Here is a 23776-nt window from a genome sequence, read left to right as displayed (position 1 = left end):
AGCTGTCAGGCCACCGTCTCCTTGCCGCGGGACAGGATCTGTCCCTTGAAGAACTCGGGGTTCTTCTTGTACATGATGAGCATCAGCACCACTCCCAGCAGGATCACGCCGGCACCCAGGATGAACACCAGACCCACGCCGCCAATCTCCGAGCCGGAACCGTATTCGGGGTCCATGGAATCGATGGCCGTCTTGACGAACATCACCAGCAGGATCACGCCGCCCACCAGCGGGGCCAGGAACTTGAAGAAGAAGGCCCGGGCGCTGCTGAAGACCTCGGCCCGGAAGTACCAGACGCAGGCCAGAGCCGTGATGCCGTAGTAGAAGCAGATCATCATGCCCAGGGCGGTGATGGTGTCCCACAGCGCGTTCTCGCTCAGGGTCCGCGTCAGCACATAGAACCCGGCGGCGGCGATGGCCGAGGCGATCGTGGCGTAGCTGGGCGATTTGTGCCGCGGGCTGATCTTGCCGAAGCTCGCTGGCAGGGCCCGGTAGTGGCCCATCGAGAGCAGGGTGCGCGCCGGGGAGACGAAGGTGGACTGCAGCGAGGCGGCGGAGCTGCTGAGAATGGCCAGCGACATCAGGATCGCGAACGGCCCCATCACCGGCCCGGCGAGGACAGCAAAGATGCTGCCCTGGTTCTCCGGGTTCCCGGCACCCAGCCCGGTGTCGCCGATGCCCGCGAAGGACAGCGTGGCCAGGGCAACCGTCATGTAGATGACCACAATCACCAGCACCGTGACGGTGGCAGCGCGGCCCGGGGTCTTCTCCGGGTTCTTGGTCTCCTCGTTCATGGTCAAGGTGACGTCCCAGCCCCAGTAGATGAAGATCGACAGCGAGACGCCGGCGGCAAACTGGGAGAAGGATCCGACGGCGAACGGGTTGAACCAGTCCGGGGAGATGGCCGTGGCGTCGAAGGCCGTGCCGTTGGCCACATGGCTGAAGGCGGCGATGGCGAACCAGCCCAGCACCAGCAGCTGGAAGGCCACCAGCACGTACTGGAAGGACTTGGTGGTCTCCATGCCGCGGTAGGAAATCCAACAGGCCAAGGCAATGAACACCAGCGTGGTGGCGATGTTCAGCGGCAGGATGGTGCTCAGATCCGCCAGCTCAGGGTTGTTGAAGATCTGTGCCAGCATCAGGTAGAAGAAGTCCACCGCCACGGCCGCCAGGTTGGAGAGCACGATGATGGTGGCGGCGATCAGCCCCCAGCCACCCATCCACCCGATCCACGGTCCAAAGGCGCGCGAGGCCCAGGTGAAGGAGGTGCCGGCGTCGGGCATGGCGTTGTTCAGCTCGCGGTAGCCCAGCGCCACCAGCAGCATCGGGATGAACCCGACCAGGAAGATGGCCGGCAGCTGCACGCCCACCTCCGAGACGGTGGGGCCCAGGGCCGCCGTCAGCGTGTAGGCCGGGGCGATGCAGGAGACGCCGATGACGACGGCGCCGATCAGGCCCACGGAGCCGGCCTTGAGGCCCTTCTCGCTCAGGCCTCCGGAATCCCGGGATTTGAGAGCTTCTGCACTCACAATGTCACCTCGTTCTGTGCCGTGCCGGTGTTGTGGCCGGTGGCGTAGTGGCGGGGCACCACGATCATCGGCACCGGCAGCGAGCGCAGGATCCGATTGGCCGTGGAGCCCAGGAAGATGGAGTTGGTCTGGGCCAGCCGGCTGGAGCCGATCATGAGGACTTCGCCGTCGTCCCAGCCCAGGTTGTCGACGGCGTTCTCGATGCTCCGGCCCTGGCCGACGACGACGTCGGGCTTGAGGTTCTCCAGCACGGCGGCATCCACCGTGGGGCTGGAACGGACGACAGCGTCCAGGTGTGCCTGGGCGTCGGAGACGGTGGTCTCGGTGGAGTTGGCATCCAGGGCGACCAGGGAGACCAGCCGCAGCGGCAGTGAGCGGCGGGCCGCCATCGCGACGGCGACGTGCAGCACGTCCTCGGCGCCGGGGCGGGTGCCCAGCCCGCAGGTGAGCCGGGTGATGGGTTCGGTGCGGCTGTACCCGGCCGGGGCCAGGGCCACCGGAACCGTCGAGGCGTGCAGCAGTGCGCTGGCCACGGAGCCGATGGTGAACCGCTTGAAGATGCCGTAGCTGCTGGCACCGATGACCAGCAGCCCGGCGGAGAACTCCTCGGCGGCGGCGATCAGCGCACCGGCCTCGGATTCGCCCTTGCGGATGTGCGCCTGCACCGGCACATCCTCCGGCACCAGGGCCACGGCCTCGTCCAGCCACTTCTTGATCTGCTCGGTCAGGATGCTTTCAAAGCCCGCGTCCGGCGGATACACCACGGCGTAGGGCGAGTCCTCGGGGACCACCATGACCAGATCCAGGTGGGCGCCCTGCCGCCGGGCCAGGGCCACCGCCAGATTGACCGCATCGCAGCCCCTGTCGGTGGCGGAATATCCCACTACGTACCTCATGCGGTCCTCCTTGGACGGTTGGTGCTCAACGGCCGGTTGGTGCTGGATGGCCGGGCCCGTGCGGGCCCGGCCAGGGGTGGATCGGCTCAGCCCTTGAGCGAGGCCACCAGGGTTGCTGCGGTGTACTGGCCCATCCGGACCGCGCCGTCAACGTGCTGGTAGCCCTCGGCCGCCAGATCGGAGGAGCTCCAGTGGATGGGGCCCACGGGGGTGAGCTGGTCCATGCCGTAGCGGTGCAGGCCGCCAAGGTCGTAGCTGGAGGCGTAGGCCCCGCGGGTCCACTCCTCCGAGCCCCAATCGGACTCGTAGTAGACCACCGGCTCCAGCGCCTCATCACCCAGGAAGTGCGCCAGCGAGGCGGTGATTTCCTTCTTGCGGTCCTCGGCGCTGAGGGAGAAGGCGTAGTCGGCCTTCTCATCGGAGACGAAGCCCACCAGCGTGCCGCGGGGGTCCTCGTGGTTGGTGTTGTCATAGACCTCCTGGACCAGCGAGGAGGCGGAGAAGCCCGTGCCGGACAGGCCGGCCCCGCGCCAGAACGGCGTCTCGTAGACGGCGTGGACCTTGATAACCAGGCCCAGGGACTGGTGCTGGTGCATCTGGTGCTGGCGGCGGGGAAGCGGCGGGTCGAAGGAGACGCGCGAGTAGAGGTTCGGCGGCACGGCCATGACCACGCGCTTGGCTGTCACGGTGGCGTTGTCGCCCTCCACGGTGACGCGCCAGTCGCCGTCGTTCCCGCTCCAGCGCACGGTGCGCGCCGGGGAATTGAGAATGACGTCCTCGCCCAGCTTGGCGGCCAGGGCCAGGGACACACCCTGCATGCCGCCCACCACACGCTTGTCCAGGATGAAGTCCTCGTCCACCAGGTTGGAGAAGGAGCCTGCGGAGGCGGCCATCAGCACCGCCTGAAGGGCGGAGAAAGCGTGCGCGGGCTTGGTCAGCATGCCACCGGCGATGAACAGGCCAATGTTGTTGCAGGCCTCCTCGTCGCCGGACTGGCTGCGCAGCCAGTGGTGGAAGGAGATGGTGTCCAGCTCGCGGGCCTGCGGGTGCTCCCACGGCCGGGCCGGATCCATGGCGGCGGCGAGCTCATCCAAGGTGGCAATGAGCTTGTTCATTTCCTTCTCGGTGACCTCGCTGACCGGGAACATCTCACCGGTGTAGCGGGTCCGCGTGCCGTCGGGGGCGATGTAGACGCTCTCCCCCTCGCGGTAGCGGGAGTAGGTGTCCAGGCCCAGCTCCCCCAGCAGGCCGATGAGCGCCTCCTGGTCCGGGGAGACCCACTGGCCGCCGATTTCCAGCCACGCGCCGTCAATGGTGTTGCTCCAGGTGCGTCCGCCCACGCGGTCGCGGGCCTCCAGAACGGCCACGCTGAGGCCGGCCTTGCGCAGCTCGTGGGCCGCCGTCAATCCCGAGGGCCCCGCGCCGATGATGACGACGTCGCGCTCGATGGCCTGTGTGTTCTGCATGTTTTCCTCTCCGCAGATCCGCCGGTGACTGGCTTCACTAAATGAATGACGTTCATTTAGACTAGACTGTAACGCGGAACACGTTGGTGCGTAAAGAGGGAACGGAAAACTTCTTCCGGCCCGCTAGACAAGGGGGCAGTCCAGGTGGATGGGAATTCGGCGCCGGAGCAGTCCGCGCCGCAGCGGCGGCGGGCCGGTCGTCCGCCGCGGGCCTTGCTGGGTCCGGAGCGGATCACCCAGGGTGCCCTGAAGCTGATTGGCCGCGACGGCTACAAGGGGCTGACCATGTCCGCCCTGGCCAGGATGCTCAGCGTCGCCCCCTCCGCCCTGTACAACCATGTGTCGTCCAAACAGGATGTGCTGCTGCTGGTGGAGGACCACCTGATGGACATGGTGGACGTCTCCGGCTTTGCCACACTTGGGTGGGAGGACGCGGTCCGCCGCTGGGCCCACTCCTATCGGGACATCTTCGCCCACCACATCCCCCTGATCCCCGTCATCGCCCTGCTCCCCGTCACCAATGCGCCCAAGACGGTGCGGATGTACGAGGCCGTGACGGCGGGCTTTGCCGACGCCGGCTGGCCGCGCGGGAACATCATCGACGCCGTCGTCGCCCTGGAATCATTCATCTACGGTTCCGCCTACGACGTCAATGCTCCGGACAATATTTTCGATTCCGGCGACCTTGCCGAGACCACGCCGCAGTTTGCCGGAGCCGTGGCAGCGCGGAGCAACACCCTGGGCCACTCCAACGCCGATGCGGCCTTCGCCGTCGGGCTGGACGCCATGATTTCCGGCCTCGCGCCCCGGTGGCTGCCCCGGGCATAGCGCCGGGCCCTCCGTTGGGGCGCCCCGGCCGCCCTCTGGCGCTGGGCAGCCGCCCTGCCTAGGCTGGACCGGGATGGCACAAACCGCACCAGCTCAGGAGACCACCATGGGATTCAGCATCAGCCACGCCGCACTCCGCCTCGTTTCGGGCGCCTTCATCCTCAATTCCGGCGTCGGCAAACTCTCGCTGGAGAAGGAGCATGCCGCCGGCCTGCAGGCCGCGGCAAGCCATGTCATCCCCCAGGTGAAGGATCTGGATCCGGAGAGGTTTGGCAAGCTCCTTGCCCTGGCCGAAATCGGCGTCGGCGCCGCAGTGCTGGCTCCCTTCATCCCCTCCCGGCTCGCGGGGCTGCTTCTGGGCGGATTCTCCGGCGGGCTCTTTGCCATGTACCTCAAGACCCCGGGCATGACCGAGGCGGACGGCATCCGCCCCACCCCGGCGGGGATGGCCATGGCCAAGGACATTTGGCTGGTGGGCATCGGCGTCGCGCTGCTCTTTGACCGCCGCCACCGGCCCAGGGCCGCGGTCCAGGCAAAGCTGGCCGCCGCGAGGGCCGGGGCCGCCGCCAGGCACTAGAGCGATTCCACTGGCGCGGCGGGCCGCGCTAGGGTGCGCCCGCCACGTAGTGCGCCAGAACCTGCGCCGGGGTCAGGGCAACTCCGTTGTAGACGGCGATGTTGTCCACTTGGCCGGTGAACGCCGTGGCACCGGCCAAGGGCCAGCCGGCGAGATCGCCATCGCCGAAGCGCCACCAGCCACTGGAGGCGGCTTGGGCCGTGGTGGCGCCCGCGTTTGACGCCACGACGGCGCCGTCAACGTAGAGCTTCATCCCCGCGGCGGAAAGCGTCACGGCAGCGTGGTGCCACAGCCCATCCTTGTACCCCGACGGTGAGGCGATGGTCGTCTTGGCACCACCGGGGGCAATGCCGAACACCAGGCGGCCGTCGGAAAGCATGTACAGATTCCTGTCGCTCGTGCCCGTGTCCTTGTCCTGGGTGGTCTGGAATCCAGCCAGCTTCCCACCCGTGGCGGATGTGGTCTTGAACCACATCTCACAGCTGAACACGGCGGGGCCTGCGATACCGGACCCGCCGGTGGAAATGTAGTGCTTGTCGTCGAGGTCCGCGCTTCGGCTCAGCGCCGGGTTCTGGCGGGTGTCACCGCTGCAGGGCACGGCGGTGGAGAGGGATTCATTCTTCTGGAACTGGCCATCCACCTTGTTGGTGGAACTATCCGTGACGGTCTTGGGCGGTTTGGGATCGTCGTTGAAGGCGAAGAACAGGGACGGCGAATCGGCCAGGACGGCCGCCGTGCAGCTGAAGTACGGCCGGGCCGCCAGCGTGTTGGCGGCGTTGGGGATGGTCCCGGAGAACGCCGCGTGGGCGGTGGATGCCCCCGCCAATGGCACCCAGGCCAGTCCCGCGGCACCGCCGAGCACCAGCAGCACCGAGACGGCCCTGCCGGCCCCCCGGGCGGAGGCGGCATCGCCGGGCCGGGGATGCCGCGAGGCCTCCCCCTCCGTCCGGCGCCGGCCCCTGGACTGGGACCTGTCCAACGTGGACAGGGCCAGAGCCCCGGCCAGCACGCCGGCGGCGGCGGCCACCTTGATCCATTGGCCCGACCTGGTCCAGACGATCGGGAGCCCAATCATGGGGACCCTGATGAAGCCCACACCGTGGACGGCCGAAGCCCACACGGTCGAGGAATCCCTGGTGGCGTTGGCATCGCCCTTCAGGACCAGCGAGCCGTCCGGGTCCACAGCCACAATGCGGTGCAGACGCAGGCGGTCGGAATGGTCGGGATCATCCACCAGAACCACCCGCCCCGGAGTCAGGACGTTGGCCCCCACCGGCATGGCGACCACCACATCACCGACGGAGATCGCCGGTTCCATTGAACCGCTGACCACTGTGGTGGACTGCCAGCCCCACAGGGCCGGCGCGGCTGCCCAGGCCGCCATGATCACGACCACCATCAGCAGCGCCCGCCCCACAGCGGCGCCAAGAACCCGCAGCCAGGCCATGACTTCGGAAGGTTCAGCGGCTGCTGCCGGGTGCCCGGAGGCCAGTACACCCCCCAGAGCGGGGGCTTGCTCTGGAGGGTGCATGGCCGGCTCCTGGGTGGTGGGTCGGGCGGTGGGCGGGGTGGTCTAGCTCTGGGATTCCCAGGTGAAGCCGATCGAGGCGGTGTTGCCCTGGAGCGGGTTGTCGGTTGCGGGGGACCCTGTCGAGGTGAAGGTCCAGTCGATCTTGTAGGTGCGGGTCCCACCCGCCGGCAGGGCGAACGAATCGGCGCCGGTCGCGTAGCTCGTCTTGGCCGCGGCGAAAGTGGTCAGCGTGTTGGTGGACGGGACCACCACTGAACCGGTGAAGCCGGTGCAGTCCCCCGGGGTCGTCGTGGTGCCGGGGAGCGTGCCGCTGGAGACGGTGACATTGATGTGGTCGCCCAGGCTATTGGCACCGGCACTGTAGCCCGCAGCGGCGTACAGCTTCAGGGTGCTGGGCACGGTGGCGGAGGTGGAGACGGTGATGCACTTGCTTCCCGTGTCGCCGGGCTTGATCGCGGTGGCAGTGAACAGTGCCGTGCCGGACGCGTTGTTGGCCAGTGCCAGTGTGCCCGATTCCCAGCTGTTGCCGGCATTGTTGGTGGTTGCGCTGAAGGCCGAGTACGAGGCCTGTGACACTGCCAGGGCGCTGACCAGCAGGGCGGCGGGCAGGACTGCGAATTTTGCGATGCGCGCTGCGCGGTGTGAGGAACGCATGATGACTCCTGGGAGTAGGAAGCTATTGAGACCGGGGGTGAACCGAACGCTCCGGCGCGGGTTCGATAACCAGACTATCAATAATTGCTTGGCTGTCAAGCTTTATTTCCAAAGAGCTACTTTTCCATCAAGCTACTTCATCAAAAACCGCGTGGATATCCCCATCTACAGGGGATGCGTGGCACAGCAAAATACAGCTATAGTAGGGTAACTTTGCAATCAAGCTATAGAAGGACCGTCTGCCATGACCAGCACCGCAGCTGAATACATCCCGTTCGTTTCATTGCTGCGCCGCCTCCAACTCACCAGCGGCAATCTGAGGTCCGCGATCGCCAAGGAACTCGGCATCAGCATGGCGGAGTTGAATGCGCTGAACCATGCGGCCGACCACGAGAACCTGACCCCCAAGAAGCTGTCCGAGCTGATGGATCTGACCACTGGTTCGATGACCACGATGATCGACAGGCTTGAACGGTCCGGTCTGATGACGCGCCATCCGCACCCGACCGATAGGCGGAGTGTTCTCCTGGCGCTCACGCCCGGGGGACGGCAGGCCATGAAATGGATGTCCCGGCTCTACATCGACGCCGTGGCTGAAGCGTTCCAGTCCGCCCCCGACAGCGTCCTGGAGACACAGACGGAGTTCATCCAGGCCCTGCTGTCCTCGCTGGACGCCGCAATGCCGGGGAAGAACGCGCCCCCAGCGCGCTGAGCACCACCAGGGACCAACCCCGCGGGCGGTCCCTGACGAGAGCTTTTGCTGCAGCCTCTGGCGGGCCGGGGCCGTTGATGCCACCCTAGGACAAGGGCCGCTCCCGCCCCGGATGGCACCTCTCCCCGTGGCTGCCACGGGCCGTCACAGCAGAGGATCAACACGGTGCAGGGCACGCGGCCACCCGCACCGGGAGGACGATCATGGCCGTTTTCGAACCCGAACATCCACAGCCCGACGAGGATTTTGAGCCGCTGCGCCAGCACCTGGCCGGGCAGCTGCATGAGCCCGGCGATCCGCGCTACGCCGCCTTGGCCATGCCGTGGAACGTCGCCGTGGCCACCCGGCCAGCAGTTGTGGTGGCGGCCGCCACCGCCAGGGATGTTGCCGAGACCGTGAAGTTTGCCGCGGCCGCCGGGATGCCCGTGGCGGTCCAGGCCACCGGGCACGGCATTGCCAGCGATCTTGACGGCGCCCTCCTGGTCCACACCGGCGCCCTGGATGAATGCACCCTCCACCCCGATGGGTGGGCCCGGGCCGGTGCCGGCGTGCGCTGGTCGACGGTCCTGGCCGACGCTGCGGGGGAACGCCGCGGCGCCCTGTGCGGCTCCGCCCCGGGCGTGGGCGTGGTGGGCTACACCACCGGCGGCGGCATCGGACCGCTGGTCCGCAGCCACGGGGCGGCCTCGGACCGCGTGCGCTCCTTCGACGTGGTCACCGGAGATGGGCAGATCCGCCATGCGACGGCGAGGTCGGAGCCGGACCTCTTCTGGGGGCTGCGTGGCGGCAAGGGGTCGCTGGGCATTGTGACGGCCGTCGAGTTCGATCTGCTGGACCAGCCCGAGATCTATGCCGGCGCCTTGTACTTCGACGCGGACAGCGTGGCGGACGTGGCGCTGCTGTGGAGCCAGTGGTGCCCCACGCTCCCGGCCGAGGCCACCACCTCCCTGGCGCTGATGCAGCTTCCCGAGATCCCCGGGATCCCCGCGCCGCTGGCCGGCCGGTTCACCGCCGCCGTCCGGTTTGTCTACACCGGCGGGGCCGACGACGGCGCCCGGGTCCTGGCGCCCATGCGTGCCGCCGGCAGGCTGCTGATCGATGCCGTGGGCACCATGCCCTATGCGCAGATCGGCATGGTGCACGCGGACCCGGAGGAAAGCATTCCCGCATCGGAATACGGCTCCATGCTGGCCGATTTCTCCGCCCCCGCGGTGGACGCGCTGCTCGCAGGGGCCGGGCCGGCGTCGGCGTCGCGCCAGACGGTGGTGGAGGTCCGCCAACTGGGCGGCGCCCTGGCCCGCGAACCGGAGGTGCCCAGCGCCTTCTCGCACCGCGGCGTCGGCTACGCCCTGTACTCGGTGGGCATTGCCCCGCCGCCGGACCTTCCGGACGTGGCCGGGAATGCCCGCGGGATCCACGGCGCCATGTCCGCATGGAGCCCCGGAACCATGCTGCCCAACTTTGCCGTCGGGGCCGGGGCCGCCGGTTTCGCCGCCAGCTACAGTCCGGCGTCGCTCTCCCGGCTGGCCCAGCTGGCGTCGCACTACGATCCGGACCACGTCTTCCGGCTGGGCCAGGTCCCGGTGCGCGTCTGAACAATCCGTGCCGGGGTCACAATCCCCCGGAGCGGCAGCCCCCGCGGAACGACCGGACTGGAACGGGGCTACGATTCAAGAAACAGCACTTAGTGCCCAAGCCTTGGAGATTCCCCATTACAGAAGCGCCCGACCAGCCAGACGTCTACTTCGGCAGCCCCTCCGACGGCGACGAACGCCACCTCGTTGAAGAAACGTCGCCGGCCGCCGTCGTACGCCTGACCACGCGGAACGACGTCATCCGCTACCGCGGGCGGTACGCGCTGCTGAACACCGGCACCACCCCGTCCGAGGCGATGGTGGAGGATCTGCTGTTCCTCCGGGATGCCCTCGACGGTGCCGGCATCACCTACCTGCTGGTGCGCGGCAATGGTGAACGTCCGGTGCTGGCCGTGGATTGGAAGCATCGCAAGGCCCTGCGCGCGGCCCTGGCGGCGGCCTGCCAGAATGAGCCGTTCTACTCCATCACGGTTGACGCCAAGAAGAAGTCTTCGCTGCTGGTGGCCGACGGCGAGCTGGCCAGGAACCGCAAATCGCGGATCGTACGGCTGTACCGCCCGCGGGTGGAGCCGGAGGGTGGGCTGGTCTACGGCGCATCCCTGGGCGTCCAGCTGGAACTGTGGAGCTTCGAGGGGCCCGAGCTGGTCCTGCCCATGGAGAACTCCCTGACCCGGCGGATCCTGCCGGCCCAGGAGGCGGTCCGCGGCACTGTGGAACGCTATGGCCGCAGCTGGCCCACCATCGAGAACATGTTTGCCGACCACGCCTCGGACATCCGTTTCGACATAGACGTGGTCTTTTCCTGGGTGGACGGCAGCTCCCCCGAATACCAGGCCGCCCGCCGCGCCCGCGAGGCCGATGCCATTCTGGGCGAGGGAGACGACCACGAGGCCCGTTTCCGCCAGATCGACGAGCTCAAGTACGCGCTGCGCTCGATCTACATGTACGCGCCCTGGGTGCGCCGGATCTTCATTGCCACCGATTCCCCCGCGCCGTCGTGGCTGGCCGAGCACCCGGGCGTGACGATTGTCCGCAGCGAGGAGTTCTTTGCCGACCCCTCCGTGCTGCCCACCCACAATTCGCAGGCCGTGGAATGCCAGCTGCACCATATCGATGGGCTGGCCGAGCACTTCCTATATTCCAATGACGACATGTTTTTTGGCCGCTCCATCAGCCCCGAGATGTTCTTCACCCCCGGCGGCATCACCCGCTTCATCCGGGCACAGACCAGGATTGGCCTGGGCGAGAGCGACGCCGATCGCAGCGGCTTTGAAAACGCGGCCCGGGTCAACCGGCGGCTGCTCTGGAACCGGTTCGGCCGGATCACCACCCGGCACCTGGAGCATTCGGCCGCACCGCTGCGCCGCTCCGTGATGGCGGAACTGGAAAACGAGTTCCCCGAGGAATTTGCCGCCACGGCGGCGAGCACCTTCCGGGCGGCGGACAACATCTCCGTGACCAACTCGCTCTACCACTACTACGCGCTGCTCACCGGGCGGGCCGTCACCGAGACAGACGCCAAGGTCCGCTACATCGACACCACGATGCGCGCCGGACTGACCTATCTGCCGCGGCTGCTGGCCAAGCGCAACGCGGACTTCTTCTGCCTCAATGACGGCAGCTTCCCCGAGGTGGCTGCCGACGAGCGGGCCGCGCTGGTGACGGACTTCCTGCAAAAGTACTTCCCGATCAAGGCACCCTGGGAGAAGTAGCGCGCCGGCTGGGCGGGTGCTGCGCGGAGCGCTCCGGAATGGTGATGCCCGCCGCCGCCAGCCTGCGCTGGGTCTCGGCGGCGTCGACATATTCGCCCACCGTTGCGGCACTGCCCAGCGGCACCACGGAACTGACCACCGTGTGCTCGTAGAGGTGGACCAGATTGTAGGACTGGCCGGCGTCCTGGCCGCGGGTCCCCCCGGTGGGGACATTGAGGTCCTGGGCGTAGCAGGTCGCCGAGGCCACCGACACGGGGATGCCGGCAAACATCGCGGTGGTCGAATAGTGCAGATGCCCCGCCAGGATGATCCGCACATCAGATCCCCGCAGCACCTCGGCCAGGGCCGCCTGGCCGCGCAATTCCACCAGCACCGCCAGATCCAGCACGCTGGGCACGGGCGGGTGGTGCAGCGCGAGGACCGTCCCATCGGGGGCAGGCGTCGAGAGCTCATCGGCAAGCCAGTGCAGCTGCTCCGGGCTGAGTTCGCCGTGGTGGAACCCTGGCACGGTGGTGTCCAGGGTGATGATGCGCAGGCCGTCCACATAGTGGCAGTGGTCAACGGGGGCCATCGGATCCGCCACCGGCCCCGGCGCATGGCCCGGAACCCGGCCGCCGTCGGCCGCTCCCGACGTCTGCCCGGGGGCGGCTGGCGCGCCCAGCGGTGCGTCCAACAGTGCGGCCCGGAAGTGCGCCCGGTCGTCGTGGTTGCCCATCGCCCAAATGATCTTCGCGCCCATCTGCACACAGGCGGGTTCCACAATGCTCCGCAGGGTGGCGTAGGCAGCGGGTTCGCCCTTGTCGGCCAGATCGCCCGTGACCACCACGGCCTGGGGCCGGGAACCCGAGGCGGCGAGCTCGGTGAACAATTGCCTCAGCCGTGCTGCGCTGTCCACCGCCCCGTAGAGCGGGGCCCCGCTGCCCAGAAGATGGGTGTCGCTGAGATGGAGAAGGAAATGGCGTGGCCGGGGGTGTTCGGCCTCGATGCGCTTCATTGCTGCCTCTGATCGAATGGGGGCGGAACCCCGGATGTAGCTTCGGCTTCCCCTCATCCAACCAGAGTCCGGGCCGCCCGGCGGCAAACACAAGGCGGCAATAAGGAAAACATTTCCATCGCCACACCCCGCCCGCGGCCCAACTAGGTGACAGTTATCGCACATTCCGCGGCCCGGAACGTGCGATAACTGTCACCTAGTTGGGGCCGACAGGGCGCTGTCCGGCGCCAACCGGTTCTGGGCGAGCACCTGCCCGGGCGGCCCGGCCGCCACCAGCCGCCCGGCGTCGAGCACCACACAGTAGTCGGCGCCCGCGGCCTGTTGAAGATCGTGGGTCGCCTGGACCACCGTGGCACCGCGGGCAACCTCCGCGGCAACGGCCTCCGAAATCCACTGCTGGGCCACGGCGTCCAGTCCGGCCGCCGGCTCATCGAGCAGGAGCAGCCCGGCCCGCTGGGCCAGGCCCTGCGCCACGAGGGCCCGCTGGCGCTGCCCTCCGGAGAGTTCGCCCAACTGACGGTCGGCCAATGATGCAATGCCCAGCCGCTCCATCGAGTCCGCCACCACTTCGCGGTCCCTTGGACGCAGCCGCCCCCACGGTCCCCTGTCCGCCCAGCGACCCATCTCCACGCACCGGCGCACCGACATCGGCAGCCTGTCGTCTACGCTGCTGCGCTGCACCACCATCGCGCAGCCGCCTTCCACCAGATGCCGGACGGCCCCCTTCTGCGGACGCACCGTCCCCGCCAGCAGGGAGAGGAGCGTCGATTTTCCGGAGCCGTTGGAACCGATGACGGCGGTTGCCTGGCCGCGGGGAATGCGCAGGTCCACGCCGTCGAAGAGCCGCTGCCCGGGGTGGCCAAAGACCACCCGCTCCATGATGACCGCCGCCGGGGTCTGGTCCTTTGTCATGTCCACATCCTTGTCTTAATGCATTTGATTCTCATTATCAGTGTAGGCTCTTGGCTCCATGGACTGGTTGATTGAACCCTTTGACGTCGCCTTCGTCCGCCGCGCGCTGTGGGCCGGACTCCTGGCGGCGGCGCTCTGCGGCATTGTCGGCACCTGGATCGTGGTGCGCGGAATGTCATTTCTGGGCGATGCCATGTCCCACGGCATGCTTCCGGGCATCGCCACCGCCTCCCTGCTGGGCGGAAACCTGCTGCTCGGGGCCGCCCTGAGCGCCGCAGCCATGGCCGCCGGCGTCACGCTCGTGGCCCGCAGCACCAAACTGGGCCATGACGCGAGCATCGGACTGTTGTTTGTGGGCATGCTCTCGCTGGGCGTGATCATCATTTCCAGCTCCCAATCCTTTGCCGTGGACCTGGCGGGATTCCTCTTCGGGGACATCCTGGCGGTGCGTGGACAGGATCTGGCCACGCTCGCTGCCGCACTGGCTGCCACCGCCGTCGCCGCCGCCGCGATGCACAGACCATTCACCGCCCTGGCCTTTGATGAGCGCAAGGCGGCCAGCCTGGGGCTGTGTCCGCGTCTGGCGCACTTCGCCCTGCTCGGCCTGGTGACACTGGCCGTCACCACCTCCTTCCAGGTGGTTGGCACGCTGCTGGTCTTCGGCCTGCTGATTGCGCCGGCGGCGGCTGCATCCCTGTGGGCGCGGAGCATCCCCGGCATCATGGCCCTGGCCTGCGGATTGGGTGCGCTGTCCGTGGCCACGGGGCTGCTGGTGTCCTGGCATGCCGGCACCGCCGCGGGCGCCACCATTGCCGCCACGGCCGTGGCCCTCTTCGCCCTGCTGGCCGCGGCGTCATCCGCACGTCGCTGCTTAATCTAGAATGATTCTCATTAGCACTAGGAATATGGAAAGAGAGCTCTTCATGCAGGGAACCCAGCGCCTGGCCGGCGCAGCTCTGCTCATCACCGCCGCCCTGCTGGCCGGCTGTGCCGCGGCACCGGGCCGTGCACCGCAACCAGGCGCCGCCGCCGAGGCAGCAGATCCGGTCCACGGCTACATTGCCGGCGCCGAGGAGATGGCCGGGCCCCAAACCCGGCTGGCCACCGTCGACTCAGCAACGGGGCGGACCTCCGTTCTCGATCTGACAGACGTCGATGGCGCCCCCACGACGGCCGGCACCTTCCCCGGCACCACGGCACTGGCCGCGGACGGCCGATACGCCTTCCTCGCCAACGCCGCCACGGGCACGGTCCAGGTGGTCGACGCCGGCGGCTGGGCCGTGGACCACGGAGACCACAAGCACTACTACCGTGCCCCGGTCCGGGGCCTGGGGCGGCTCGACGGCGCCGGTGCCGCCCGGGTGGCGGCCGGCGATGGCAGGGTGGCCGTATTCTTCGCCGACGGCGGCTACGCGGCCATCCTCGAGCGGGAGGATCTGGACGCCGGCGTGCTGCGGGAGAGCGTGCGGATCACCACCGGGCGGCACGACGGCGTCGTCGTCCCGTTTGCCGGGCACTTCGCGGCCAGCATCCCCGGCGGCGCGCAGGATTCGGCCGCGGCCGGGGACCGCGTAGAGATCCGAGCCACTGACAACTCGGTGGCGGCCGCCATCGACCCGGCCTGCCCGGGGCTGGCCGGCCATGCCGTGGTGCGCAAGGGCGTGGTCTTCAACTGTGCCGACGGCGCGCTGCTGGTCTCCGAGGATGATGGCACGTTCACCGGGCGGAAGATCCCCTACCCCGCCGGCACGCCCGCGCAGCAGCGCGCCGTACAACTGTCCCACCGCCCCGGCACCAATGAACTGGCCGGCCCGGCCGGCACCTCGGGGATCTGGCATCTTGATGTGGCCGCCGGCGCCTGGACGCTGCTGCCCACCGGTTCCGCGGTGCTGGCTGCCGCGGCGGTGGGCGACGGCCGGACGGTGCTGGCCGTGGACGCGGATGGCGCACTGTCCGCCCGCGACGCCGCCACCGGATCCATCACCGCGCGGACACCGCTGCTGGCCCCCGGCGGCGCGCTCCCGGATGGTGCGGCACCGCGCACCCCCGCACTGGCCATCGACACCTCTCGCGCCTACCTCAACGACCCGGCCACCGGTGCCGTCTACGAAATCGACTACGCCGATGCCCTCCGCACGGCACGGACACTGGACGCCGGGCATCCCGCCAGCCTGCTGGTGGAGACGGGCCGATGAGGCGTCCTGCCCCCGCGGTGCGCGCTTGGCAGCGTGCCCTTGCCGCCCTGCTGGTGCTGCCGCTGGCCGCTGCGGCGATGGCCGCCTGCAGTCCGTCCACGGCGGGCGGCAGGGGGACCATCGTCGCCACCACCAACATCCTCGGCGACGTGGCGGCGGCCATTGCCGGGGGCGAGGCCGACGTCGTCGTGCTCATGCCGGCGGGGGCCGATCCGCATTCCTTTGGGATCTCGGCCCGCCAGGCCGCCCAGCTCGAGCAGGCAGACCTGGTGGTCTCCAACGGACTGGGGCTGGAGGAAAACGTGCTGCGGCATGTTCAGGCGGTGGCCGCGCAGGGCGTTCCCGTGGTGGCCGCCACCGACGCCGCCAACCCCCTGGGCTTCGGCGCGGGCCGGTCCACCTCGACCAAGGATCCGCATTTCTGGACGGACCCGCAGCGGATGGCCGCGGTGGCGGCGATGCTCGCCGAGGCCGTCGTCGAGCATGTCCCGGGCGTGGACGTGGCAGTGGTCCGGGAGCGGGCGGCCGACTACGGAAGGCAGTTGGCGGACCTCGATGCCTCGATGGCGGCCTCCTTTGCCGCCATCGCGCCGGAGCGCCGCACCCTGGTCACCAACCACCATGTCTTTGGCTACCTCGCCCAGCGGTTCGGCTTCCGGGTCCTGGGCGCAGTGATCCCCAGCGGATCCACGCTGGCCTCCCCCAGCTCCTCGGATCTGGACAGCCTGGCCACGGCCATCCGGGACGCCGGGGTGCGCGCCATCTTCGCCGACACCGCCTCCCCGCAGCGGCTGGTCGACGTCCTGGCCCAGGAGGCAGGGCTGGAAGTGGAGGTGGTTCCGCTCTACTCCGAATCGCTCGGCCCGGCGGGCTCACCGGCCGCCACCTACCTGGACATGATGCGCTTCAACACCGCAGCCATCACCACAGCACTCGCCGGCTGAGCCGGACCCCACATGCACCAGCACCACCCACCAACCACCGAAGGGTCATCATGAAACACACCTCCACCGTCCGCCACCGTTCCGCCGTCGCCGCACTGGCCGCCGGGGCCCTACTGCTCACCGGCTGCGGTGCCGCCGCGACAACTCCCCAGGCCGAGGCCCCGTCGTCGTCGTCGGCCTCCGTGGGCACCCAGCCGCGCGTCATCACCACCTACGACGGCGGCGTCCTGGTGCTCGATGCCGCCACCTTGGCGGTGGTCCAGGACATCAAACTTGACGGCTTCACCCGCATCAACCCGGCGGGCGACGGCAGCCATGTGCTGGTCTCCACGCCCACCTCGTTCCGGGCTCTGGACGCCGGGGCACCCGTCCCGGCCTTCACCGACGTCGAGTTCCCCGCCAACAAGCCCGGCCACGTGGTGCGCCATGCGGGCAAGACGGTCCTGTTCAGCGACGGCACCGGGCGGGTGGAGATCTTCGATTCCGCGGCCATCGCCGGCGGCCGGCCCGCCACCGAGGTGCACACCACCGCCGAGGCCCACCACGGCGTCGCCATCGAGCTGGCCAACGGCGAGCTGGTCACCACCCTGGGCAATGAAAAATCCCGCACCGGCATCGTGGTCCTGGACAAGGACCGCAGGGAGATCGTCCGCAACGAGCAGTGCCCGGGGGTCCATGGCGAAGCGGCGGCCGCCAACGAAACGGTTGTGGTGGGCTGCCAGGACGGCGTGCTCGTGTACCGTGGCGGCACCATCACCAAGATCCAAAGCCCCGACGCCTACGGCCGGATCGGCAACCAGGCCGGCTCTGATGCCTCACCAGTGGTTCTGGGCGACTACAAGAAGGACAAGGACGCCGAGTTGGAGCGGCCGCAGACGGTGTCCCTGATCGACACGGCAACCCAGCAACTGCGGCTGGTGGAGCTGGGCACCAGCTACACCTTCCGCTCGCTGGCCCGCGGCCCGGAGGGTGACGTCCTGGTGCTGGGCACCGACGGCGCCATCCACGTCATCGACCCGGACACAGCGGCCGTGGCGGCAACCATCCCGGTCATTGGCACCTGGACCGAGCCGCTGGATTGGCAGCAGCCCCGTCCCGCGATCACCGTCAACGGATCCACCGCCTACGTCACCGAACCGGCAACGCGGACGATCCACGCGGTGGACCTGGCCACCGGCAAGGTCCTGTCCTCGGCTCCGCTGCCGCAGGTGCCCAACGAGCTCACCGCCGTCACCGGCTGATCCGGCTGATCCGGCTGATCCGGCAGGCGGCGGCCGGTTGGGCTTGTTCGTTGCCACCGGGGCCAGCATGGGTCTAGGTTGGGTGCTGGACGGGGCGGGGCCGGATGGCCGCCGCGCCGGCCGGCCCCACGTCTGGACCCAAGGAGAGCCCCGTGATGGAACCCCCACACCCTTCCACCACGGAACCAGCCCGTGGACTGGGCGGAGAACTGGCCGACATTGCGGCATTGTTGGCAGACCAGCGCCGGACCTTTCTGATCCCGATGCGCGGCCTCACCGAGGAGCAGTCCCGGACGCACAGCACCGACAGTGCGCTGACGCTGGGCAGCCTGGTCAAGCACGTCACGGCCACCGAGGCGGGATGGCTGAAGAGCATTCTGGAGCCGGACGAGAACGCCGTCTTCAATATGGCCGAAGGGATGGAATCGCACACCGTCCACCCCGACGAAACGTTCGAGCAGCTGCTGGCCGCCTACCACTCGACGGCGGCGGCAACGACGGCGGCGCTGGCCGCACTGGATGATCTGGACAGGCTGGTGCCGCTGCCCGTTGCCCCGTGGCAGCCGGAGAAGGAGTACTGGACGGTCCGGCGGATCCTGTTGCACGTGCTGCGCGAGACTGCCCAGCACAGCGGCCATGCGGACATCATCCGCGAGCAGCTCGACGGCGCCAACACCACCATAAGCATGGGCGCCGACGCCGGCATGGACTTCTCCTGACCCACCCCAACTGGGTGACAGTTATCGCACGTTCCCGGCCACGGAATGTGCGATAACTGTCACCTAGTTGGGGTCGACGGCGGGGCGGCGGGGCCAGGGGGCTCCCTCGAGCCGCTCCACATCCTTGTTGAAGTCCAGCAGCAGCTCCAGGAACTGGCCGCGCTTGGCGGCGGGCCAATGCTCCACCACCCGGCCCAGCCCGGATTCGAAGATCGAGCGTGTGGCGGCCAGCTCCGCCAGGCCCTCCTCGGTCGGGGTGATGCGCCGCGCCACCTCGCCGGGCGCCACGGCGGCATAGGCCACCAGCCCGCGGCGCAGCAGCACGCCCACTTGGCGGTGGATGGTGGAGGCGTCCAGGCGCAGGGCCGTCGAGAGTTCCTTCAGCGTCATCGGATCCACCAGCTCCAGGCGGCTCATCAATACATAGGCGGACCGCTCCAGGACTTCACCCGCGTTGTGCTGCGGGCGCAGGTGGTAGCGGGAGAAGAGCATGATTTCGTGCTCGATCCCGGCCAGATGGGCATCGGCGTCCTGCATCGTGGCGGCCTTTCGTAGTGGTTCGACGTCCCAGCCTACCAAGCCATGTGCATGATACATATCTTGTGTATGATGCATAAGCGCCACTCGGCACGCCAGCCCTTCCCATCCAGGAGCTCCATGGTCCAGCCCCCAGCCGTTTCCCGGCAACGATCCACCTCACCCCGCAGCATCGTCACCATCCTGGCGTTCATCGGCATCGTCGTCTCGCTCATGCAGACCCTCGTCATTCCGATCCTGCCCCAGCTTCCGGTCTTGCTGCACGCCACGGCCACCGACACCTCGTGGATCATCACCGCCACCCTGCTGGCCGGCGCCGTCGTCACCCCCATCAGCGGCCGGCTGGGCGACATGTTCGGCAAGCGCCGCATGCTCATCATCTCCCTCGCATTGCTGACGCTCGGCTCGATCCTGTGCGCGGTGACCAGCTCGCTGCCGGTGATGCTGGCCGGCCGCATCCTGCAGGGGCTGGCCGCGGGTGCGATTCCGCTGGGCATCAGCATCCTGCGCGACGAGCTGCCGCGCGAAAAGGTGGGCTCCGCCGTCGCCACCATGAGCGCCACCATGGGCGTGGGCGGCGCCATTGGCCTTCCCGTTGCCGCGTTGATCGCCCAGAACGCCGACTGGCATGTGCTCTTTTGGACCTCCGCCGGAATGGGCGTGCTGGCCCTGGCCCTGGTTGCCCTGGTGCTGCCGGAGTCCCCTGTCCGCACGCCGGCAAAGTTCGACGGCGTGGGGGCCGCCGGGCTGATGGTGGGGCTCGTTGCCCTGCTGCTGCCGATCACCAAGGGCGCCGACTGGGGCTGGAACAGCCCGCTGACGCTGGGGCTCTTCGCCGCGGCCGCCGTCGTCCTGGTGCTGTGGGGCGTCTTTGAGCTGCGGGTGGCCTCGCCGCTGGTGGATCTGCGCGTGTCCGCCCGGCCCCGGGTGCTGTTCACCAACCTGGCCTCGATCTCCGTCGGCTTCGCCATGTACGCCATGAATCTGGCCTTCCCGCAGCTGCTGATGTCCCCCTCCGCGACGGGCTACGGGCTGGGCCAGACGATGGTCCAGGCCGGTCTGGCCCTGGCGCCGGGCGGTCTGGTGATGATGCTGGTCTCCCCCGTCTCGGCCCGGCTCACCACCCGGCGCGGACCCAAGGTGACGCTGATGCTCGGTGCGGCAGTGATCGGCGCGGGCTACCTGCTGGCGTTCCTGCTGACCGCCGAGGTGTGGCAGGTGATTGCGGCCTCGATGGTCATCGGCGCCGGCATCGGCCTGGCCTATGCCGCCATGCCCGCCCTGATCATGGGTGCTGTGCCGCTGACGGAAACCGCCGCGGCCAATGGCCTGAACTCGCTGATGCGCGCCTTCGGCACGGCCTCCTCGGCCGCCGTCATGGGTGTGGTCCTGGCCAACATGACCATGCCCCTGGGGCCTGTGCAGGTCCCGACCATGGCAGGCTTCCACACCACCTTTGCGATCGGCGCCATCGCCGCCGTGGCCGCCGTCGTGCTGGCCGCATTCATCCCGGCCAGGGACACGACGCCCGGCGCCGGTGCACCCTCCAAGGACGCGCCCCAACTGCAGGACGCCTAGCCCCACCACCCATCTGGGTGACAGTTATCGCACATTTTTCGCCGAAAAGTGTGCGATAACTGTCACTCAGTTGGGTCAGGTGAGGATGAGGACGTCAAGGGTGCGGGGGCCATGGACGCCCTCCACGCGTTCGAGTTCGATGTCGCTGGTGGCGCTGGGTCCGCTGATCCAGGTCTGCGGGCGCGTGGCGTCCAGCCGGGCGATGGCCTCGGGCAGGATCTGCACAATGTCCGACGCCCTCAGCAGGCAGATGTGCCGGTCCGGCACCAGCGAGATGATGCGCCGGCCCTGGTCGTCGCTGCCGTCCAGCATGATGGTGCCCGTTTCCGAAACCGCGACGGCGGCGCCGGTCACCACGGCGTCGACGGCGTCCAGCCCGGCCACGTCGAGCCGGCGCTCGGGCGAATCCACCTCGCGGACGGGGCCGTCGACGGCGGCCAGCAGGCCCTCGTCCAGCCCATGCGGCACCACATAGGAGCTGACGCCGGCCAGCAGCGTGGCCAGCTGTGCCGGGGCATCGGCCGCGGCCACCACAAACACATTGGCCTTGTAGTCCACCAGCCGGTCCACCAGCTGCTCCACCAGCGCGGCCCGGTCCAGAGTGCCCGCACTACGGTAGGCCCGCGGCACGGGCTCGACGGCGGGGTGGTCCCGCAGCGCCGAGGCGATCCGCTCAAGAATGTCTGCCCGCGCGCTCATGCGTCTCCCTTGGTGGCTGCTGGATTCGTACTGGTTCCGCCGTCGTGGTTGGCTTCCTGGTGCTCTTTGGCCCACCACTGCCTGAACGATTGCGACGGCGGGGCCGGAATGTCGCGGCTCTGGGTCCAGCCGGCGACGATGCCCGGCAGCTTGGTGATCTTGCGCTTTTTGCCCGCGGCCAGCTTCCCCAGCGGCAGGCCCTTTTCCAGCAGGCCCAGGTTGCGGCCGGAGGAGAACGCCCACGAGGCGCCCTTCATCATCAGGTCCATCTGGGTGGGCACCTTGGTGGCGGAGCGCTTGGAATCCACGTCCTCCGCGCGCAGGTGCACCAGGATCTCCGGGATGTTGATCTTCACCGGGCAGGCGTCATAGCAGGCGCCGCAGAGCGAGGAGGCGTAGGGCAGCGAGTTGTTTTCCTCGCTCTTGATGCCCGTCAGCAGCGGAGACAGGATGGCACCGATGGGCCCGGGGTAGGTGGAGCCGTAGGCGTGGCCGCCGGTGCGCTCGTAGACGGGGCAGACGTTCATGCAGGCCGAGCAGCGGATGCAGTGCAGCGCGGAGCGGCCCATTTCGTCGGCCAGCGCGGCGCTGCGGCCGTTGTCCAGCAGCACCAGGTGCACATTCTGCGGACCGTCCCCGGGGGTCACGCCGGTCCAGACGGAGGTGTACGGGTTCATCCGCTCCCCCGTGGAGGAGCGCGGCAGCAGCTGCATGAACACCTCCAGGTCCGCCCAGGACGGCAGCAGCTTTTCGATGCCCATCACGGTGATCAGCGTTTCCGGCAGGGTCAGGCACATGCGGCCGTTGCCCTCGGATTCCACCACGGCCAGCGTGCCGGAATCCGCCAGGCCGAAGTTGGCACCGGAGACGGCCACCTTGGCGGAGAGGAACTTGGCGCGCAGGTGTTTGCGGGCCGCCTCGGCCAGTTTGGCGGGCTCGTCCGTCAACTCCGGGTCCACCACGGGCATCTCGCGCAGGAAGATCTCCCGGACCTGGCTGCGGTTCTTGTGGATGGCCGGGACCAGGATGTGGCTGGGCTTGTCGTGGTCCAGCTGGACGATCAGCTCGGCCAGATCCGTCTCAAATGCGGCAATCCCCTGCTCTTCGAGGTGCTCGTTGAGGCCGATCTCCTGGGTGGCCATGGACTTGACCTTGACCACCTCGGTTTCACCGGTGGCGCGGATCAGGTCCGTGACAATCGCGTTCGCCTCGCCAGCGTCGCGTGCCCAGTGGATCACGCCGCCGCGGGCGGTGAAATTGGCCTCGAACTGCTCCAGCAGCGCGGGCAGGTTGGCCATCACGTTTTCCTTGATGGCGCTGCCGGCGTCGCGCAGCTCCTCCCAGTCGGGCAGCTCCGCGACCACGCGCAGGCGCTTGTCGCGGATGGTGTGGGTGGCGTGGCCGAGGTTGGCACGCAGCTGGGGATTGGCCAGCTCGCTGCGCGCGGCCGTCGGGAAGGGCTCGGTGGCGTTCAGGTTGCCGTGCCCAAAAACGGGCAGCGTGGGCATGCCCAAAAATGTTCCGCTCATTGCTATTTCCTTCCGGCCAGCTGGACGTCGCCAGCGATGTGCGCGGGGTTTTCGAGGGTGGCGGCCAGGATTTCGGCAAAATGCAGGGTCCCGACGGCGCTGCCCTGGCGGGAGAGGCCGCCGCCGATGTGCATCAGGCAGCTGGCGTCGCCTCCCGAACACAGGCTGGCGCCGGTGCCGCAGATGTTGGCGGTCTTGTCTTCGAGCATGGCTGTGGAGACATCGGCGTTCTTCATCGAGAACGTCCCGCCAAAGCCGCAGCACTGGTCCGCTTCCGGCAGCTCGCGCACCTCGATGCCGCCCACGGTCTTGAGCAGGTCCAGCTGCCGGTCGCCGAGCTTGAGCAGGCGCATGCCGTGGCAGCTGGGGTGGTAGGTGACGGTGTGCGGGAAGTGCGAGCCCAGCTGCGCGGCGGCATCCGTGACGCCCAGGACGTCCACCAGCAGCTGGGAGAGTTCATAGGTTTTGGCGCCGACGACGGCGGCGCGGGCCGCCAGCGCGTCCTCGCCGCAGCGCTTGGCCACCATCCCGTGCTGGTGCTTCACACTGGCGACACAGGAGCCCGACGGCGCCACGGCGACGTCGTAATCCTCCGTGTCGAAGGCGCGCACATGGTTGGCGACCACCGGCAGCGCCTCCTTGAAGTAGCCGCTGTTCACATGCATCTGGCCGCAGCAGGCCTGGCCCGCGGGGAAGACCACAGTGTGCCCCAGCCGCTCCAAAATGGCCACCGTGGCCTGTGCCGTCCGCGGATACATCGCGTCCACAATGCAGGTGGCGAAGAGTGCAATTCTCATGAAACGACACTCTAGAACAAATCGTGGGGGATGTGGACTGACCACACCCTAAGTTCGTCATGTCCTCCCCTCCGGGACACTCTCCGCGATCCCCGCGAACAAGCACGTGGGGACAGTCCCGGGCGCCAACA

22 protein-coding genes are annotated in these 23776 nt (G+C 68.5%); 11 read left to right on the top strand and 11 right to left on the bottom strand.

Annotation, left to right across the window (positions count from 1 at the left end; genetic code table 11):
- Nucleotides 1-5: 5 nt before the first annotated feature.
- The 3 genes from K254_RS0117830 to K254_RS0117820 all read right to left on the bottom strand — a co-directional run bounded on the left by K254_RS0117830 (nt 6) and on the right by K254_RS0117820 (nt 3891).
- Entirely contained in the window at nt 6-1529 is a 1524-nt protein-coding gene (locus K254_RS0117830) for an APC family permease (protein WP_035750309.1), read from the bottom strand.
- Nucleotides 1526-2425 (bottom strand): universal stress protein, encoded by a 900-nt coding sequence (locus tag K254_RS0117825; protein ID WP_026556506.1) that lies wholly within the window; start codon nt 2423-2425, stop codon nt 1526-1528. Before K254_RS0117825 ends, K254_RS0117830 begins: the two co-directional genes overlap by 4 nt.
- Nucleotides 2426-2511: 86 nt before the next feature.
- Nucleotides 2512-3891: a flavin monoamine oxidase family protein gene (locus K254_RS0117820; RefSeq protein ID WP_026556505.1), complete on the bottom strand. Its 1380-nt coding sequence runs from the start codon at nt 3889-3891 to the stop codon at nt 2512-2514.
- 144 nt (nt 3892-4035) lie between these two features.
- Here K254_RS0117820 and K254_RS23990 point away from each other — a divergent pair, with 144 nt between their 5' ends.
- A complete protein-coding gene (locus K254_RS23990; RefSeq protein ID WP_051389358.1) occupies nt 4036-4719 on the top strand; it encodes a TetR/AcrR family transcriptional regulator in 684 nt (227 codons plus the stop codon).
- Nucleotides 4720-4825: 106 nt separating this feature from the next.
- The gene (locus tag K254_RS23985) at nt 4826-5296 is read left to right on the top strand and encodes a hypothetical protein (protein WP_051389357.1); all 471 of its coding nucleotides are present in this window, start codon (nt 4826-4828) and stop codon (nt 5294-5296) included.
- A 28-nt stretch (nt 5297-5324) separates the two neighbouring features.
- Here the strand turns inward: K254_RS23985 and K254_RS24980 are convergent, their stop codons facing one another.
- Nucleotides 5325-6827, bottom strand: coding sequence for a LamG-like jellyroll fold domain-containing protein (locus tag K254_RS24980; protein ID WP_155848616.1), 1503 nt, complete (start codon nt 6825-6827; stop codon nt 5325-5327).
- Nucleotides 6828-6869: 42 nt separating this feature from the next.
- Entirely contained in the window at nt 6870-7481 is a 612-nt protein-coding gene (locus K254_RS0117800) for a hypothetical protein (protein WP_035750306.1), read from the bottom strand.
- Between the two features lie 244 nt (nt 7482-7725).
- Here K254_RS0117800 and K254_RS24975 point away from each other — a divergent pair, with 244 nt between their 5' ends.
- From K254_RS24975 to K254_RS0117785, 3 genes are all read left to right on the top strand, one after another.
- Nucleotides 7726-8193: a MarR family winged helix-turn-helix transcriptional regulator gene (locus tag K254_RS24975; protein ID WP_051389355.1), complete on the top strand. Its 468-nt coding sequence runs from the start codon at nt 7726-7728 to the stop codon at nt 8191-8193.
- A 203-nt stretch (nt 8194-8396) separates the two neighbouring features.
- Nucleotides 8397-9788 carry an FAD-binding oxidoreductase gene (locus K254_RS0117790; RefSeq protein ID WP_051389354.1) on the top strand — a complete coding sequence of 464 codons (1392 nt, stop codon included), beginning with the start codon at nt 8397-8399 and terminating at the stop codon, nt 9786-9788.
- A gap of 92 nt (nt 9789-9880) precedes the next feature.
- On the top strand, nt 9881-11500 hold the full coding sequence (locus K254_RS0117785) for a stealth family protein (protein ID WP_196811002.1): 1620 nt from the start codon (nt 9881-9883) through the stop codon (nt 11498-11500).
- On the opposite strand, the gene K254_RS0117780 is transcribed toward K254_RS0117785, so the two are convergent.
- Complete coding sequence (locus tag K254_RS0117780) at nt 11478-12494, bottom strand: phosphodiesterase (RefSeq protein WP_026556501.1); 1017 nt, start codon at nt 12492-12494, stop codon at nt 11478-11480. The two genes, K254_RS0117785 and K254_RS0117780, sit on opposite strands and share 23 nt — an antisense overlap.
- 192 nt (nt 12495-12686) lie before the next feature.
- Complete coding sequence (gene aztA, locus K254_RS23970) at nt 12687-13406, bottom strand: zinc ABC transporter ATP-binding protein AztA (RefSeq protein WP_051389353.1); 720 nt, start codon at nt 13404-13406, stop codon at nt 12687-12689.
- A 58-nt stretch (nt 13407-13464) separates the two neighbouring features.
- Here aztA and aztB point away from each other — a divergent pair, with 58 nt between their 5' ends.
- From aztB to K254_RS0117750, 5 genes are all read left to right on the top strand, one after another.
- The gene (gene aztB / locus K254_RS23965; RefSeq protein ID WP_035750304.1) at nt 13465-14286 is read left to right on the top strand and encodes a zinc ABC transporter permease AztB; all 822 of its coding nucleotides are present in this window, start codon (nt 13465-13467) and stop codon (nt 14284-14286) included.
- Nucleotides 14287-14329: 43 nt separating this feature from the next.
- Complete coding sequence (locus K254_RS0117765; RefSeq protein WP_035750301.1) at nt 14330-15601, top strand: hypothetical protein; 1272 nt, start codon at nt 14330-14332, stop codon at nt 15599-15601.
- The gene (aztC, locus tag K254_RS0117760) at nt 15598-16545 is read left to right on the top strand and encodes a zinc ABC transporter substrate-binding protein AztC (protein WP_051389352.1); all 948 of its coding nucleotides are present in this window, start codon (nt 15598-15600) and stop codon (nt 16543-16545) included. Before K254_RS0117765 ends, aztC begins: the two co-directional genes overlap by 4 nt.
- 50 nt (nt 16546-16595) lie before the next feature.
- Nucleotides 16596-17786: a zinc metallochaperone AztD gene (gene aztD / locus K254_RS0117755; protein ID WP_026556498.1), complete on the top strand. Its 1191-nt coding sequence runs from the start codon at nt 16596-16598 to the stop codon at nt 17784-17786.
- Between the two features lie 155 nt (nt 17787-17941).
- The gene (locus K254_RS0117750; protein ID WP_051389351.1) at nt 17942-18505 is read left to right on the top strand and encodes a DinB family protein; all 564 of its coding nucleotides are present in this window, start codon (nt 17942-17944) and stop codon (nt 18503-18505) included.
- 63 nt (nt 18506-18568) lie between these two features.
- On the opposite strand, the gene K254_RS0117745 is transcribed toward K254_RS0117750, so the two are convergent.
- Nucleotides 18569-19042 carry a MarR family winged helix-turn-helix transcriptional regulator gene (locus K254_RS0117745; RefSeq protein ID WP_026556496.1) on the bottom strand — a complete coding sequence of 158 codons (474 nt, stop codon included), beginning with the start codon at nt 19040-19042 and terminating at the stop codon, nt 18569-18571.
- A gap of 120 nt (nt 19043-19162) precedes the next feature.
- On the opposite strand from K254_RS0117745, the gene K254_RS0117740 reads away from it, so the two are divergent.
- On the top strand, nt 19163-20620 hold the full coding sequence (locus K254_RS0117740) for an MFS transporter (protein ID WP_026556495.1): 1458 nt from the start codon (nt 19163-19165) through the stop codon (nt 20618-20620).
- 75 nt (nt 20621-20695) lie between these two features.
- Here K254_RS0117740 and K254_RS0117735 read toward each other — a convergent pair whose 3' ends face one another.
- The 3 genes from K254_RS0117735 to K254_RS0117725 are packed head-to-tail and all read right to left on the bottom strand — an operon-like array spanning nt 20696 to nt 23645.
- Nucleotides 20696-21319: a LutC/YkgG family protein gene (locus tag K254_RS0117735; RefSeq protein ID WP_026556494.1), complete on the bottom strand. Its 624-nt coding sequence runs from the start codon at nt 21317-21319 to the stop codon at nt 20696-20698.
- Nucleotides 21316-22848, bottom strand: a complete 1533-nt coding sequence (locus K254_RS0117730; RefSeq protein WP_026556493.1) for a LutB/LldF family L-lactate oxidation iron-sulfur protein — start codon at nt 22846-22848, stop codon at nt 21316-21318. The genes K254_RS0117735 and K254_RS0117730 overlap by 4 nt, the downstream gene beginning before the upstream one ends.
- Nucleotides 22849-22850: 2 nt before the next feature.
- A complete protein-coding gene (locus tag K254_RS0117725; RefSeq protein WP_026556492.1) occupies nt 22851-23645 on the bottom strand; it encodes a (Fe-S)-binding protein in 795 nt (264 codons plus the stop codon).
- Nucleotides 23646-23776 lie beyond the last annotated feature (131 nt).

Source organism: Arthrobacter sp. 35W, from assembly GCF_000482545.1.
Classification (GTDB): domain Bacteria; phylum Actinomycetota; class Actinomycetes; order Actinomycetales; family Micrococcaceae; genus Specibacter.
This window is presented reverse-complemented; position numbering and strand designations above follow the sequence as displayed.